The organism is Gemmobacter aquaticus, from assembly GCF_007859075.1.
Classification (GTDB): domain Bacteria; phylum Pseudomonadota; class Alphaproteobacteria; order Rhodobacterales; family Rhodobacteraceae; genus Gemmobacter; species Gemmobacter aquaticus.
This window is the reverse complement of sequence record NZ_VOAK01000020.1, coordinates 157,371-172,259: the sequence shown is the minus strand read 5'-3', so window position 1 is coordinate 172,259 and position 14,889 is coordinate 157,371. Positions and strand designations below refer to the sequence as shown.

General features: G+C 63.1%; 16 protein-coding genes. 7 read left to right on the top strand and 9 right to left on the bottom strand.

Features of this window, described 5'->3' with window-relative positions; all coding sequences use genetic code 11:
- Positions 1–4 precede the first annotated feature (4 nt).
- On the top strand, positions 5–814 hold the full coding sequence (locus FQU74_RS10545; RefSeq protein ID WP_146286428.1) for a calcium-binding protein: 810 nt from the start codon (positions 5–7) through the stop codon (positions 812–814).
- A 38-nt stretch (positions 815–852) separates the two neighbouring features.
- On the opposite strand, the gene FQU74_RS10540 is transcribed toward FQU74_RS10545, so the two are convergent.
- The 5 genes from FQU74_RS10540 to FQU74_RS10520 all read right to left on the bottom strand — a co-directional run bounded on the left by FQU74_RS10540 (position 853) and on the right by FQU74_RS10520 (position 5,940).
- Positions 853–2,178, bottom strand: a complete 1,326-nt coding sequence (locus FQU74_RS10540) for a sigma-54-dependent transcriptional regulator (RefSeq protein WP_146286427.1) — start codon at positions 2,176–2,178, stop codon at positions 853–855.
- Between the two features lie 7 nt (positions 2,179–2,185).
- On the bottom strand, positions 2,186–3,997 hold the full coding sequence (locus FQU74_RS10535; protein ID WP_146286426.1) for a sensor histidine kinase: 1,812 nt from the start codon (positions 3,995–3,997) through the stop codon (positions 2,186–2,188).
- A 48-nt stretch (positions 3,998–4,045) separates the two neighbouring features.
- Entirely contained in the window at positions 4,046–4,714 is a 669-nt protein-coding gene (purQ, locus tag FQU74_RS10530; RefSeq protein WP_146286425.1) for a phosphoribosylformylglycinamidine synthase subunit PurQ, read from the bottom strand.
- A gap of 211 nt (positions 4,715–4,925) precedes the next feature.
- Positions 4,926–5,165: a phosphoribosylformylglycinamidine synthase subunit PurS gene (gene purS, locus FQU74_RS10525; protein WP_146286424.1), complete on the bottom strand. Its 240-nt coding sequence runs from the start codon at positions 5,163–5,165 to the stop codon at positions 4,926–4,928.
- 13 nt (positions 5,166–5,178) lie between these two features.
- Positions 5,179–5,940, bottom strand: coding sequence for a phosphoribosylaminoimidazolesuccinocarboxamide synthase (locus FQU74_RS10520; RefSeq protein WP_146286423.1), 762 nt, complete (start codon positions 5,938–5,940; stop codon positions 5,179–5,181).
- A 198-nt stretch (positions 5,941–6,138) separates the two neighbouring features.
- On the opposite strand from FQU74_RS10520, the gene FQU74_RS10515 reads away from it, so the two are divergent.
- Together FQU74_RS10515 and bmt are read left to right on the top strand one after the other, a co-directional pair.
- The gene (locus tag FQU74_RS10515; RefSeq protein WP_146286422.1) at positions 6,139–6,453 is read left to right on the top strand and encodes a DUF1476 domain-containing protein; all 315 of its coding nucleotides are present in this window, start codon (positions 6,139–6,141) and stop codon (positions 6,451–6,453) included.
- Positions 6,454–6,633: 180 nt separating this feature from the next.
- Positions 6,634–7,656: a betaine--homocysteine S-methyltransferase gene (gene bmt / locus FQU74_RS10510; RefSeq protein WP_146286421.1), complete on the top strand. Its 1,023-nt coding sequence runs from the start codon at positions 6,634–6,636 to the stop codon at positions 7,654–7,656.
- Positions 7,657–7,783: 127 nt separating this feature from the next.
- On the opposite strand, the gene FQU74_RS10505 is transcribed toward bmt, so the two are convergent.
- The gene (locus FQU74_RS10505; protein WP_373289014.1) at positions 7,784–8,869 is read right to left on the bottom strand and encodes a PA0069 family radical SAM protein; all 1,086 of its coding nucleotides are present in this window, start codon (positions 8,867–8,869) and stop codon (positions 7,784–7,786) included.
- Between the two features lie 154 nt (positions 8,870–9,023).
- Between FQU74_RS10505 and FQU74_RS10500 the strand changes: the two genes are divergently transcribed.
- The 4 genes from FQU74_RS10500 (at position 9,024) to FQU74_RS10490 (ending at position 12,009) form a co-directional block, all read left to right on the top strand.
- Entirely contained in the window at positions 9,024–9,716 is a 693-nt protein-coding gene (locus FQU74_RS10500; RefSeq protein ID WP_146286419.1) for a corrinoid protein, read from the top strand.
- 113 nt (positions 9,717–9,829) lie between these two features.
- Positions 9,830–9,979, top strand: coding sequence for a hypothetical protein (locus FQU74_RS19420; protein WP_170246229.1), 150 nt, complete (start codon positions 9,830–9,832; stop codon positions 9,977–9,979).
- Complete coding sequence (locus FQU74_RS10495; RefSeq protein ID WP_146286418.1) at positions 9,976–10,617, top strand: DUF1638 domain-containing protein; 642 nt, start codon at positions 9,976–9,978, stop codon at positions 10,615–10,617. The genes FQU74_RS19420 and FQU74_RS10495 overlap by 4 nt, the downstream gene beginning before the upstream one ends.
- 30 nt (positions 10,618–10,647) lie before the next feature.
- Positions 10,648–12,009 (top strand): FAD-binding oxidoreductase, encoded by a 1,362-nt coding sequence (locus tag FQU74_RS10490; protein ID WP_146286417.1) that lies wholly within the window; start codon positions 10,648–10,650, stop codon positions 12,007–12,009.
- Here the strand turns inward: FQU74_RS10490 and FQU74_RS10485 are convergent.
- The 3 genes from FQU74_RS10485 to FQU74_RS10475 form a co-directional block, all read right to left on the bottom strand.
- Positions 12,003–12,164, bottom strand: a complete 162-nt coding sequence (locus tag FQU74_RS10485; RefSeq protein WP_146286416.1) for a DUF3563 domain-containing protein — start codon at positions 12,162–12,164, stop codon at positions 12,003–12,005. The genes FQU74_RS10490 and FQU74_RS10485 overlap by 7 nt on opposite strands.
- Before the next feature lie 107 nt (positions 12,165–12,271).
- Positions 12,272–13,915 (bottom strand): DNA repair protein RecN, encoded by a 1,644-nt coding sequence (gene recN, locus FQU74_RS10480; RefSeq protein WP_146286415.1) that lies wholly within the window; start codon positions 13,913–13,915, stop codon positions 12,272–12,274.
- A 36-nt stretch (positions 13,916–13,951) separates the two neighbouring features.
- Complete coding sequence (locus FQU74_RS10475; protein ID WP_146286414.1) at positions 13,952–14,800, bottom strand: outer membrane protein assembly factor BamD; 849 nt, start codon at positions 14,798–14,800, stop codon at positions 13,952–13,954.
- Positions 14,801–14,889: the final 89 nt, after the last annotated feature.

Below are 14,889 nucleotides of genomic sequence, written 5' to 3'. Positions count from 1 at the left end.
ATTCATGGTTCTCGACAACAGCAAAGTCACGGTTCGCGTTGCCTACCCCGACCTCAAGACACCGGCTTCGTCCCAGGTCATTGCGACGATCGACCCCGAACAGGTCGAGATCGACGATATTGCAGACTTCGCGTTACCCGGCAAACTGCTCGTCCATGCGACCTTCGATTTCTCGGGCTCTGATCTGACATACGCATTGCACGGCTCGGGTGGCTATGCAGATGCCCCGGGCGACGGGTTCAACGGCTACAAGATCAATTTCGCCAAACTCGCCGACGAGACGAACAGGATCTCCCTGCATGCCGTTGATATCGTCGCCGGGCTTAACACGTTCAACCTTGATCGTTCATCCATCCGGTTTGACCGTGACAGCCTGTTTCTGAACATGGATGCTGTGCGCGCGCCGTATGGATCTGAATTCACGTTGCGCTTTGGCTTTGCCATCGATGGCACCGCCGGGTCGAACCAGCTTAAAGGCGATGCAGGGCGGGACAAGCTATCCTCCTTCGACGGTGACGACAGATTGTCGGGCGGCGATGGCGCAGACACCCTCAATGGTGGGCGCGGCGCCGACACGCTGATCGGAGGACTTGGACGAGACACGTTCGTACTGCGCGAAGGATCAGGGAACGACCTTGTCACCGATTTTCAGAACGGCATCGACCGTATTCTGATCCGCACCACGGACGATCGCTTTGCGGATCTGACGATCATTGAGGTCGAGGCAGGGGTCAGGATCCGGTCAGATGGAGAGACGATCCTGCTGCGTGGCGCGGATCTGTCGGATATCAACGCAGCGGACTTCATCTTCTGAGGGATTGGAGGGCGGCAAGGACGCCGCCCTCACCAGCGTCAGGTATAGTCCGAGCGTTGGAGGCTGTACTTCGCCATCTTCTCGTTCAGCGTCCGGCGCGGCAGGCACAGCTCTTCCATCACAGCGACGATGCTACCCTTATGACGGCGCATGGTGTTGTCGATCAGCATCCGCTCAAAGGCATCCACATATTCCTTCAAGGGCTTGCCTTCGGTCGTCAGCGCAGGTCCCGATGCTTCGTTATCGGCCATCAGAAGTGATGCAATCGAACCTGACCCGCGGCGGTTCTGCAAAACGGCGCGTTCAGCAATATTCACCAACTGGCGCACGTTGCCGGGCCAGGGGGCCTGCAGCAGTTGCGCGGCCTCTTGCGCAGTCAGGGCCGGGGCGTCGCAGCCGTATTCCTCGGCAAATTGCTCTGACAACCGGGTGAAGAGCGTCAGGATATCCTCGCCGCGCGTCCGCAGGGGTGGCAGCACGATGGTCATCGCGCCCAACCGGTAGAACAGGTCAGGACGCAGAATATCCTCCAGCGTGGTGTCGGGGGCATGCTGGTTGCAGATCGCGATGATCCGGGTTTCCGGCGGGCTGCCCTGTTCGTTGATCACCGTCAGCAGGCGTGACTGCAGGGCGTGGCTCAGGCTCTCGATATCCTCAAGACAGAGCGTGCCGCCGCGGGCCTCTTCGATCAGGGGAACGCCGTCCTCGGTAGGGCCGAAAAGCTTGGCTGACAACTGATCCTCGGACCACGCTGCACAGCTGATCGTCACGAACTTCTTCGATCCGCGCGGACCCACCGCATGCAGGGCATGGGCCACCAGCGTCTTGCCGGTGCCGGTCTCGCCGTCAATCAGGACGTGACTGTCGGCCTGCCCCAGATCGAGAATATCCTCGCGCAGCCGCTCCATCGCCGGGCTGGAGCCGATCAGCTTTTTCATGATCGTTGTGCCGTCGGACAGCTCTTTGCGCAGGGCACGGTTGTCCAGCGTCATCCGACGAGCCTGCGTCGCGCGCTTGGCAAGCTCTGTCATCCGGTCGGGGTTGAAGGGCTTCTCCAGAAAATCAAAGGCGCCAAGGCGCATGGCCTCAACCGCCATGGGCACGTCGCCATGGCCGGTGATCATGATGACCGGCAAGGCCGAATCCATGCCCATCAGACGCTTGAGGAACGCCATCCCGTCCATCCCCGGCATGCGGATGTCACTGACGATCACGCCGGGAAAGTCCGGGCCGATCACCGATAGCGCCTCTTCGGCGCTGCCGTAGGTCTCGGTGTCAAAGCCTGACAGGGCCAGCCATTGGCTGATCGATTGGCGCATATCCGCCTCGTCATCGACGATGGCGACTTTCATGGTGCGGGCCATTTGGTCCTCATTCTGCTGCCTTGACGGGGGCCGTGGTTGGGGCCTTCGTTGGGGCCTTCGCCGGAGAGTCCGTCACTGGTCCCAATATGGGAAGCTGTATTTCGAATACAGCCCCCCCGCCTTCCGCATTTCGCGCGGTCAGCCGTCCGCCAAGGTCGGTCACGATGCCGGTCGAGATGGCAAGGCCAAGGCCAACCCCCTCGCCGGGTTTCTTGGTTGTGTAGAAAGGTTCGAACAGGTTCTCGAGATCCTTGATGCCATGCCCGTTGTCCCGCACGGTCAGCGTGGCGGTCTCGCCCGCCGAAAGCATCAGATCAATCTGCGGACGCGGCGAATCCTTGGTTGCATCAAGGGCATTGCGCAACAGGTTGATGATGACCTGCTCCAGACGGATACGGTCTGCCATGACCATGACCGGCGTTCGCGGCAAGGTGCGGGTGATGCGCACGACCCGTGCCTTCAACTGCGGCTCCATCATCGAAAGCGCAGCCGAGACCGAGTTGCGCATATCCAGCGCCTCGAATGCCTCGCCGCCCTTGCGGGCATAGGACTTGAGCTGACGGGTAATTGCCCCCATCCGGTCGATCAGGTCATCGATCCGCTGGAAAGATGAGAGCGCCTCTTCCGGGCGCTTGCGTTGCAATAAAAGGCGGGCGCCCGCCAGATAGGTCTTCATCGCGGCAAGCGGCTGGTTCAGCTCATGGCTGACCGCCGCCGACATCTCGCCCAAGGCCGCGAGTTTTGACGATTGCGCCAGCGTCAACTCGGCAACCTCAAGGTTCTTTTGCACCTTCTCGCGCTCGGCGATTTCGCGTTGCAGACGGGCGTTCAGCATCCGCAGTTCCGCGCTTTCGCGCTGGAAGGTCACGCTTTGCGACCAGGCCCGGCGCGAGAGCATGTAAAAGGTCACAGCGAGCAGGATCGCAAAACCCATGATTTCAAGCGCAAGCACGCCATTCACGCGCTCGCGCACCGAATCGAAGGCCGTGAAGGTGACCATTCGCCAGCCGCGAAACGCGACGCGGGTTTCGGTCTTCATTACCGCCTCGCCCGAGACATAGGCATCGGGCGGCTCTTGCGCCCAGTCGGCAGCCCCTTGCAACGCCCGGCGAATGGCCGAGGGCGCATCGCGCGCCTCAAGCGCCTGATCGACGGGCAAGCCACGCCAGCGCGGCTCGGTCGCCAACAGAACCGTGCCCTCGGTATCGGTGACAAGGACCGCGTCCTGGAGGCCGGCCCATGCGCGTTCATACTTCATCAGATCGACCGCGACGACGATCACGCCCACGACCTGCCCTTCCACCCGGATCGCGCGTGAATAGGTGAAGTCAAACCCCGCCGTCTCACGCGAGGCGACGGTGAAGACCGTATCATTCACCCGCTGCGCATCGATGAAACTGGGCGAGTTGCGAAAGCTCTCCCCAAGCTGGTTGCGGTTCGTGGCGCCAACCACCCGGCCCTCGGCATCCAGAAGCACGATCGAGGCCGCGCCGATCTCTGCCTGAAACGAGATCAGCCGCGCCGAGGTCATCGAAAAGTCGCGCCGCTCCAGCGCGCCGATCAGTTCGGGGTCGCGCGCCAACAGCAGCGGCACAACCGAGGTGCGCTGCAATTCGGAGATCATGTTGCCAGAATAGAGCGCGAGCCGCAGTTCGGCCCTGTTGCGCGTGACCTCTGTAAACCGCTCGGACAGCCAGCGGTTGGTCACCAGAACAACGCCCGTCGCCAGAAGGATCAGCAGCGCCACGACAAGCTTCACCCGCCAGGAGATGCCCGGTTCGCGCGGCTCAGGCCCGGAAGATGTGGTCGTATCCAGCATTGGCACAGTTTAGGCCGAGGCGTCAGGCAGCCTCAAGCCTTGCTGTGCTCAGGCCAGCGCCATCTTGCCGATCAGGCTGGAAAAAAGCGCCATCCCGTCGGTGCCGCCATGGCCTGCGTCCACCACCCGCTCAGGGTGCGGCATCATGCCAAGGACGCGGCGGTTCTCCGACAGCACGCCCGCGATATCGGCCATAGAGCCGTTGGGGTTGTCGGCATAGCGGAAGGCGATGCGATCCTCGGCCTTGATCCGGGCAAGCGTCTCGGCATCGACCGCATAGTTGCCGTCGTGATGGGCGACCGGCACGCGGATGTGCTGGCCCATCGTATAGCCCGAGGTGAAGTCAGAGGCGGTCGTCGCCACCTCAAGCTCCACCGTCTTGCAGATGAACTTGAGGCCCGCATTGCGCATCAGCGCGCCGGGCAGCAGGCGCATCTCGGTCAGCACCTGAAAGCCATTGCAGATGCCGATGACATAGCCGCCCCGATCCGCATGCGCCTTGACCGCCGCCGCGATCGGCGATTGCGCGGCAATGGCGCCGCAGCGCAGGTAATCGCCGAACGAGAACCCGCCCGGAACACCCACCACATCAACGCCCGCAGGCAGCGCGCTGTCCTTGTGCCAGACGCGGACGACATCCGCCCCTGCCCGTTCAAAGGCTACTGCCAGATCGCGGTCGCAGTTGGATCCGGGGAAGGTGATGACGGCGGCTTTCATCGGGTCTCTCTCGCTCTGTCCGGGATGGCAGCGCCATAGCGCAATCGACCTGCGGCTGCCAGAGAAAAACCACCATCGGCGCGCCGGTTGACAGAGGTTGCCGGGTATTTGATCCAAGGGGAAATGGCAGAGGTGGTTCTGTGCAGGCACTGATGACGCAAAAGCCGCCGGGGCATGCCGGCGGCTTTGCAGAACTACAGGGGCGTGGCCCTCAGGCGATTTCGACCGAGTATTTCTCGATCACGGTGTTGGCCAGCAACTTTTCACACATGGCCTTCACCTCGGCCTCGGCCGCCGCCTTGTCGGTTGCAGCCAGGTCAAGCTCGATGACCTTGCCCTGACGCACGGCTTCGACCCCTTCGAAGCCAAGGGTGCCAAGCGCGCGGCGCACAGCCTCGCCCTGCACATCAAGCACTCCGGTCTTCAGCATGACGGTGACACGCGCTTTCATGGGGACAGGCCTTTCAGTTGATCAGGGTGGGCTTGAGGGTGTGGGTGACATTCGAGGGCAGCACGCCAAGGCGCCGCGCCAGTTCGGTGTAGACGTCGTTCAGGGGGCCGGGCTCTCGCTGCTGGCCTTCACGGTCCGGGGCCTCCAGGCCGCGCAGATCCCAGAGGCGGCAGCTGTCCGGGCTGATCTCGTCAGCAACGATCAGGCGCATGAAATCGCCCTCCCAGATGCGGCCGACCTCAAGGCGGAAGTCCATCAGACGGACACCCACGCCCATCATCACGCCCGACATGAAATCGTTCACGCGCAAGGCAAGTGCGACGATATCATCGAGATCCTGCTGGTTGGCCCAGCCAAAGGCCACGATGTGCTCTTCCGAGACCATCGGATTGCCCAGCTTTTCATCCTTGTAATAGTATTCGACGATCGGGCGCGGTAGCCCCATGCCTTCGGGGATTCCCAACCGCTTCGACAGCCCACCAGCCGCGAAATTGCGCACGACCACCTCAAGCGGGACCATCTCGCACATGCGAACCAGCTGTTCGCGCATGTTCAGGCGCCGAATGAAATGCGTGGGCACACCGATGCCATTCAGGCCCGACATGAAGAACTCGCTGAGGCGGTTGTTCAGAACGCCCTTCCCCTCGACTGCGGCCGAAGGCTGGTTCACGGCAGGAATCGCATCGTCCTTGAAGTACTGGATCAGGGTCCCCGGCTCTGGTCCTTCGTAAAGGATCTTAGCCTTACCCTCGTAAACCTTCTTGCGACGTGCCATGAAATTTCCCGAATCGCGGAACGGACGGGCGCCAGGGCGTCCATCCTTTGGGCCGGGCTATAGTCCAACCCCCGCCTGCCCGCAAGGTTTAGCGCCAACTGCGCCCCTTCGGCCCTTGCGGCGAAAGGCCGGGGCGGGCATATGAAGAGACAGACGAACCCGTTCCGCGCCGTTCGGAACCAAAATGGGGGCCTTGCCATGACCACCTTCGACGATCGCGAAAAGGCGTTCGAAACCAAATTCGCCCATGATGCCGAAATGCTGTTCAAGGCTGAGGCGCGCCGTAACCGGCTGGCCGGTCTCTGGGCCGCGGGCCTGCTGGGTAAATCGGGCGCTGAGGCGGATGAATACGCGCTGAGCGTGGTGAATGCCGATTTCGAGGAAGCCGGGTCGGAAGACGTGGTGCGCAAGCTGGCTGCCGATCTGGACGGCAAGGCAACGGCGGACGAGATCCGCAAGAAACTCTCCGATCTGATGCACACTGCCAAGTCGCAACTGATGAGCGAGATCTGATCGGGCAAAACCGCTGAATTGCAGGGCCGTCCCTTTCAGGGGTGGCCCTTTTTCGTTCGTTGCATCGACCGGGTTCAGGATGATCATGAAGATTATGAATTTGCCTCAAGCGTGCCTACATGGCACAGGAAGGCAAATGGCATCCGCACCCCCGGTGCGGCCCTAAATCTGCGAGGCCCCATGACCGACGCCCTTTCTAAACTTCTGGCCAGCCGCGAATGGCTGATGGCCGATGGCGCCACCGGCACCAACCTGTTCAACATGGGACTGGAGTCGGGTGAGCCGCCCGAATTCTGGAACACCGACAGGCCCGACAACATCCGCACCCTTTATCGCGGCGCGGTCGAGGCCGGGTCGGACATCTTCCTCACCAATACCTTCGGCGGCAACTCGGCGCGGCTGAAGCTGCACAACGCCCAAGGTCGCGTGCGCGAGCTGAACCGGATCGGCGCGGCGCTTGGGCGCGAGATCGCCGACGCATCCGGGCGCACCGTTGTTGTTGCCGGATCGGTGGGGCCTACGGGCGAGATCATGGCGCCCATGGGCGCGTTGACACACGAGCTGGCAGTCGAGATCTTCCACGAACAGGCCGAAGGCTTGAAGGAAGGCGGCGCTGATGTGCTGTGGGTCGAAACGATCTCGGCCCCCGAAGAGTTCCGCGCCGCAGCCGAGGCCGCAGCGCTTGCCGGCATGCCCTGGTGCGGCACCATGAGCTTTGATACCGCCGGGCGCACCATGATGGGTGTGACGTCCTCGGATCTGGCGACGCTTGTCGAAAAGCTGCCGAACCCGCCGATTGCCTTTGGTGCGAACTGTGGCGTGGGCGCATCTGATCTTTTGCGCACCGTTCTGGGCTTCTTTGCCCAAGGCAGCGAGCGCCCGGTGATCGCCAAGGGCAATGCTGGAATCCCGCGCTATCAGGACGGTGCCATCCACTATGACGGCACGCCCGAACTGATGGCTGAGTACGCAGTCCTTGCGCGCGATGCAGGGGTGCGGATCATCGGTGGCTGCTGCGGGACCATGCCCGAGCATCTGAAGGCCATGCGCGCCGCTCTGGAAAGCCGCCCCAAAGGACCGCGCCCTACGCTGGACGATATCTCGGCCAAGCTCGGCGCCTTCTCCTCGGCCTCGGATGGCACTGGTCCGGGATGCGGCCACGATCACGGCGCACCACGCCGCGAGCGCCGTCGGGCGCGTTAAGACTTGGGTATCTAGGCCAAGAGGAATGGGGAGAGCGGCGCCCCCCATTCCCTCTTTGGTGGCGCAGGTCATCCGCTTCCTCTTGGCAAAAAATACCCAAATCCTGCGGACGTGCCCCGCGCTGCGCCTAGAATAGTGAAAGCTGGTCCCCGGCCTGCACGGGCCGCGCGAAAAGATCCGTGCGCAAGGGTGGCTGCCTTATCGTCAGCCCCTCGCGCGTGCAGGCCTTGTCAAAGCGTTGCGCGATCAGGTCCGACCAGAGCCCCTCGCCCCGCATGCGACGCCCCCATTCCGGGTCATAGTCGCGCCCGCCGTGGACCTCTCGGATACGGGCCATCACCTTGGCCGCGCGCCCAGGCAGGCGCGTCTCAAGCCAGTCCTTCATCATCGGCGCGACCTCCAGCGGCAGACGCAGCATGATCCAGCTTGCCGCCACTGCGCCCGCAGCGCGGGCCGCAGCAAGGATCGGCTCAAGCTCATGATCTGTCAGCCCCGGTATCACCGGCGCGATCATCACACGCACAGGCACGCCCACATCCGACAGACGCCGGATCACCTGCAGCCGACGTTGCGGCGACGGGCAACGCGGCTCCATTGCGCGAGAGAGGCCTGCATCCAGCGTGGTGACCGATATCCCCACACGCACCAATCCCGCCGCAGCCATCGGGGCGATCAGGTCAATGTCGCGTTCGACAAGCGCCCCCTTGGTTGTGATCGCAACAGGATGGTTCCAGTCATGCAGCACCTGCAGAACCTCACGCATCACGCGGTGATCCGCCTCGCAGGGCTGGTAGGGATCGGTATTTGTGCCAATGGCGATCGGGGCCACCTTGTAGGACCGCCGGCCAATCTCTTGCGCCAGAACCGCACCGATGCCAGGCCGGGCAATCAGCCGCGTCTCAAAGTCGAGACCGGGCGAGAGGTTCAGCCAGGCATGTGTCGGGCGCGCAAAGCAATAGACGCAGCCATGCTCGCAGCCCCGATAGGGGTTCACGCTGCGGTCAAACGGCAGATCGGGCGAGCGATTGTAGCTGATCGCGGTTCGGGGCGCCTCGAGCCGCACCTCGGTGCGCAACAGCCGCTCATCCTCGGGCAGGTCCCAGCCGTCATCCTCCGCGATGCGATGCTCACGTTCAAAGCGCCCGGTTGCGTTGTCCAGCGCCCCCCGTGCCTTTACCCGAAGCTCCGGGCGTAATGCGGTTTCCTTCCTCATAATGAACATTAGAACTTTTCATGAACAAACGGCAAGTCCCTCTCGGCTTGGGCCTTGACTGTCGCCTTTGCCTGCGGCCATGTCGCAAAGCGAAAAGTCGTTGCGTCGCAATCGGCGCATTGAACGGACATACACATCCCGCAGGAGCCGCCAGATGGCCGACGAAGACGATATCATCCTGTCCGAACTGAACGACGAGGAACTCGTCCTTCAGATGCATGACGACCTTTACGACGGTCTGAAGGAAGAGATCGAGGAAGGCGTTCAAATCCTGCTGGAACGGGGATGGACCCCCTACGATGTGCTGACCAAGGCGCTCGTTGCCGGCATGACCATTGTCGGTGCGGATTTCCGTGACGGCATCCTGTTCGTGCCCGAGGTTCTGCTGGCCGCCAACGCCATGAAGGCCGGCATGGCCATCCTCAAGCCGCTGCTCGCCGAAACCGGCGCGCCGCGCATGGGCAAGATGGTGATCGGCACCGTCAAGGGCGACATCCACGACATCGGCAAGAACCTCGTCGGCATGATGATGGAAGGCGCCGGGTTTGAGGTCATCGACCTTGGCATCAACAACGCGGTCGAGAAATACATCGAGGCGCTGGAAACCGAAAAGCCCGATATTCTGGGCATGTCTGCCCTGCTGACCACGACCATGCCCTACATGAAGGTCGTGATCGACACGCTGAAGGAAAAGGGCATGCGCGAGGACTATATCGTTCTGGTCGGCGGCGCGCCGCTGAACGAAGAGTTCGGCAAGGCCATCGGCGCTGACGCCTATTGCCGCGACGCCGCCGTTGCGGTGGAAACCGCCAAGGCGATGGTCGCACGCAAGCACAACCAACTCTGAGGTTGCGCATCTCGATGCATGGCCCCGGAGCGATCCGGGGCCTTTTTCTTTGGACGCTTGCCGAACGCGCCCCGCCTGCCCACATTCATCTTGTAGCCAGACGGAACCCGCCTATGCCGCCAAAGGTCTTCGCCCTGTTGATCGCCGCAGTCATCGCCGATGCCGCGCTGACGATCTGGCTGGTCACGGCCTTTGGCCTGCCGCTGGCGGCCGTGGCGCAGGTGGCGCTGCTCGCCGCCCTACTGATAAGGCTGAAAGCATGAGGCTTCCCGACGACACTGCATTGACCGAAGCAGGCCTCGCCCCGTCCGCGCGGGGCCGCGTCCTTCTGATTGCCTGCGGCGCACTGGCACATGAGGTTCTGGCCATAAAGCGTTCTGGCGGCTGGAATCATCTGGATCTGCAATGCCTGCCGGCGAACCTGCATCTCTGGCCCGACCGTATTCCCGCAGCCGTTGAGAAGGCCGTTGGTGACGCCAAGGGCTACGAGAAAGTGTTTGTTCTCTATGCCGATTGCGGCACGGGCGGCCAATTGCAGGAAAAGTGCAAGGAATTGGGCGTAGAGATGCTGGAAGGACCCCATTGTTATTCGTTTTTTGAAGGCAATGACCGCTTCGCCCGCATCGCCGAAGGCGAAATAACCGCCTTCTACCTGACGGATTTCTTGACCCGGCAGTTTGACGCCTTTGTCTGGCGTCCGATGGGGTTTGACCGGCACCCCGAACTGATCCCGATGATGTTCGGCAATTACACCAAGCTCGTCTATCAGGCGCAGACGGACGACCCTGCCCTTGACGCCAAGGCGCGCGACGCGGCCGAACGCCTTGGCCTTGCCTATGAGCGGCGCTTTACAGGATATGGCGATCTGGCGGTCGCGATTGACCGGATCGGCGGATCTTGACGCAGCGCCCCAGTCCCCTACCCTGACGGCATGACAGGCTTTGACGAACTCCGCGCCCTTATGGGCGATCGCTTCACGACCGCTCAGGCGCTGCGTGAGCAGCACGCCCAAAGCGAGACCCACGTCCTGGCAGGGCTTCCCGATGCGGTGGCCTTCCCAGAGACCACGGCCGAGGTCTCAGCCATTCTGAGGGTTGCCCATGCCAACCGTATTCCGGTGGTCGGCTGGGGCGCCGGCACCTCGCTGGAAGGGCATGCCCTTGCGCTGCGCGGCGGTATCACGGTCAATTTTGCCCGCATGGACCAAGTGCTTGAGGTGCGCCCAGAGGACATGCTGGCACGGGTTCAGCCCGGCATCACGCGCGAGGCGCTGAATACCGAGTTACGGGCGACGGGTCTGTTCTTCCCGGTCGATCCCGGTGCCAATGCAAGCCTCGGCGGAATGGCTGCCACGCGGGCTTCGGGCACAACGGCGGTGCGCTACGGCACCATGCGCGATGCCGTTCTGGCGCTTGAGGTGGTTCTGGCCGATGGCACGGTCATCCGGACAGGGTCGGCCGCGCCAAAATCTGCGGCGGGCTATGACCTGACGGGGCTGATGGTCGGATCTGAGGGCACGCTCGGTCTGATCACCGAACTCACCCTGCGCCTGCAGGGCCAGCCCGAGGCAATCTCGGCTGCCGTTTGCGCCTTTCCGACCATGTCAGAAGCCGTGGACTGCGTGATCGAAACGATCCAGTCCGGTAAACCCATGGCGCGGATCGAGTTTCTGGACCCTTCGGCCGTCGCGGCATGCAACGCCTATTCGGGGCAATCGCTGACCGAAGCGCCATATCTGCTGGTCGAATTCCACGGCTCTGCCGCTGGCGTGGCCGAGCAAGCCGAACGCTTTGGCGACATTGCAGACGGCCACCATTGCAGCGGGTTCCGCTGGGCGGAGCGTGCCGAAGACCGAAACGCACTGTGGAAGATGCGGCACAACGCCTACCCGGCCTGTATCGCCTCACGCCCCGGCGCGACGGCGATCGTCACCGATGTCTGTGTGCCGATCTCACGGCTGGCCGAGGCGGTCGAGGAAACTCGCGCCGATATCGCCGCGAGTTCCATTCCCGGCCCGATCCTTGGCCATGTCGGTGACGGGAACTTCCACGCCATCTTGCTGATCGAACGCGGCAATGCCGCTGAGGCAACCGAGGCGCAGCGCCTTGCGGCCCGAATGGCCGAGCGCGCCCTGCGCCTTGGTGGCACGGTCACGGGCGAGCACGGCATCGGTATCGGTAAACTGCCCTATATGCAGGCAGAGCACGGGGCAGGATGGGCGGTCATGGGGGCGGTCAAACGCGCGCTGGACCCGCTGAACATCCTGAACCCCGGCAAGCTGGTGCCTCAGTAGTAGCGTGCAGGGCGACGGAACAGCCCGCCGTCCACTTCACGCTGGCGCATTTCAAGATCGTAGCGCGAGGCAGAGTGGTTCAGATAGTCGCGTTCCAGTTCCTCGATCGTCGGGACGTGGAAAGCGCGGATGATGCGCGAAACTTGTTTCAGCATGGCAAACCTCTTGTGGTTGCCCTCCCTGCCAAGGAATTTAGGTCAGCAGAACTTCCGCAACAACGACCATTCGCGCCGTGCCGCCTTGCGCCTGCTGCAACGCAGCATCAGGCATCGAGCAGCGACCGCGCCGCCGCCCGCGCCGCATCAGACACCGTATCGCCCGACAGCATGCGCCCGATTTCCTCGACACGGTCGCCCGGTTCCAGCGGGATCACTGTGGTGGTGGTCATGCCATCCTGCACGCGTTTCTCGACACGCCAATGATGCGCGCCAAGCGCTGCCACCTGCGGGCTGTGCGTCACAACCAGCACCTGCGCCTGACCCGCCAGCGCCTTGAGCCTGCGCCCGACAGCGTCCGCCGTGGCACCGCCGACACCGCGGTCAATCTCGTCGAAGATCATCGTGACGCCGGGCGTGTCACCCGTCAGACAGACCTTCAGCGCCAAAAGAAACCGGCTCAGTTCACCACCCGAGGCGATGCGGTTAAGCGGCCCCGCCGGCGCGCCGGGGTTGGTTGCGACTGTGAAGGTTACCGCATCCACCCCACCCGGTCCGGGCTCGGAGGTTTCGAACTCGGTCGTGAAAACCGCGCGCTCCATCCGCAGGGGTGCCAGTTCTGCCGCCATCGCAGAATCGAGGCGCTTCGCCGCCGCCTTCCTTGCCGCAGAAAGCGCGGTTGCTGCCTCGGAATACCCCGTCTCTGCCAGCACCACGGCGCGGCGCAACTGGGCAAGGTTGCGCTCGCCACCGTCCAGCGCCTCAAGCCGGGCACGCAGCTCATGCGCAAGCGTGCCCAGATCATCCGGCAGGACGCCATGCTTGCGGGCCAGCGCACGGATCGCGAAAAGCCGCTCCTCCAGCACCTCAAGCTCAGACGGGTCGAAATCGAGTGCGCTCAGACAGGACTCGACACCCGCCTGCGCATCGGCCAGCTCTGCCAATGCCCGGCCGAGCGCTGCAATCGGGGCTTCAAGAGCCCCACCTGCGCGGTCTCCCGCGCCTTCAAGCCGACGCAGTGCATCGAGAAGAACCGCCTCGGCACCTTGCTCTGATATCTCGGCATGAGCGCGCGAGACATCGGCGCGGATTTTTTCGCTGGCCTGCATCGCCCGGCGGCGGGCATCCAGGACAGCCTCCTCGCCCGGCTCAGGGTTTAGCTTGTCCAGCTCGGACACCGCGTGGCGCAGGAAATCCTCCTCGGCCTTTACCGCCTGAAACGCAGCCTCGGCCTCGGCCAGCGCGCGCCGCGCCTGACCAAGCGCAGACCAGGCATCACGCGTGGGGCCAAGATCCAGCCCGGCAAAGGCATCCAGCAGGGCGCGATGTCCGCGCGGATTCAAAAGGCCCCGGTCGTCATGCTGACCGTGCAATTCGACCAGCGTCTCCGACAAGGCCCGCAGCACCTCGCCCGAGACGCGGCGATCGTTCACCCAAGCAGTCTTGCGTCCGTCCGCATAGTTCACGCGCCGCAAGATCAGCTCGTCTTCGACCTCGATCCCCGCCTCTGCCAGAACGTCATGGGCGGCGTGCCCGGCAGGCAGATCAAACGCCGCGACCACCTCGCCCTGTGTCGCACCCGCGCGCACAAGCTCGGCACGGCCGCGCCATCCCAGAACAAAGCCCAGCGAATCCAGCAGGATCGACTTGCCAGCCCCGGTTTCGCCGGTCAGCACATTCAGGCCCGGCTGAAACGCCAGCGAGAGCCGGTCGATGATCAGCATGTCGCGGATATCGAGCGCGCGCAGCATCCACTCACCTTTCAGGGCAGAGCGCCCTGCCCGACCTTACAGCCATTCGCCCTTGACGGTTTGCCGATACACACCGGCAAGCCAGCTGTCGCCCGCCGCCTTGGGCTCAAGCCCACGGCTGGTCAGCAGCTTGTAGCTGTCCTGATAGAACGGGCTGGACTGGTAGTTATAGCCCAGAATCGCGCCTGCGGTCTGCGCCTCGTTGGTCAGGCCAAGCGCAAGATAGGCTTCAACCAGACGGTGCAGCGCCTCGGCGGTGTGGGTCGTGGTCTGGAAGTCCTGCACCACGGTGCGGAAGCGGTTTATCGAGGCCGCGTAGTTGCCACGCTTCAGGTAGTACCGCCCGATCTCCATCTCTTTCGCCGCCAGATGGTCAAAGGCGAGGTCGAACTTCAGGATGGCCGAGCGGGCATATTCGCTGTCAGGGTATTCCTCGATGACCTCGCGCAGAGCCTGAAGCGCCTGGAAAGTCAGTCCTTGATCGCGCCCAACCTCGTCGATCTGGTCGTAGTAGGAGAGCGCAAGCAGGTACTTTGCATAGGCCGCGTCCTCATCACCCGGATAATAGTCAAGGAATCGCTGCGCTGCCTGACGCGCATCCTCGTACTCTTTCGACTTGTGATAGGTGAAGGCCTGCATGATCAGGGCGCGGCGCGCCCAATCGGAATAAGGATAAAGCCGCTCCACCTCGGTGAAATAGCGGATCGCCTTGGTTGGGTCGTTCTCTTCTTCAAGCGTGTATTCGCCGCGATCGTAGATCTGCTGCGCGCTCAAGGTCTCAAGCGGGGGTTCCTTGGACTGACCACCGCCACCACTGCACCCAGCAAGAACGGCAGAAAGCAGAATTCCCGCAAGGAGACCCGCGCCCGAAGTTCCACCCGTCATCTTTCGCACTACTGCCTCGTCAGATCCCGGCCCGCGGAACATGCCCGCAAGTACCCGCCCGCCGCCTAGCGGTCAGAGCTGTTTGGCTT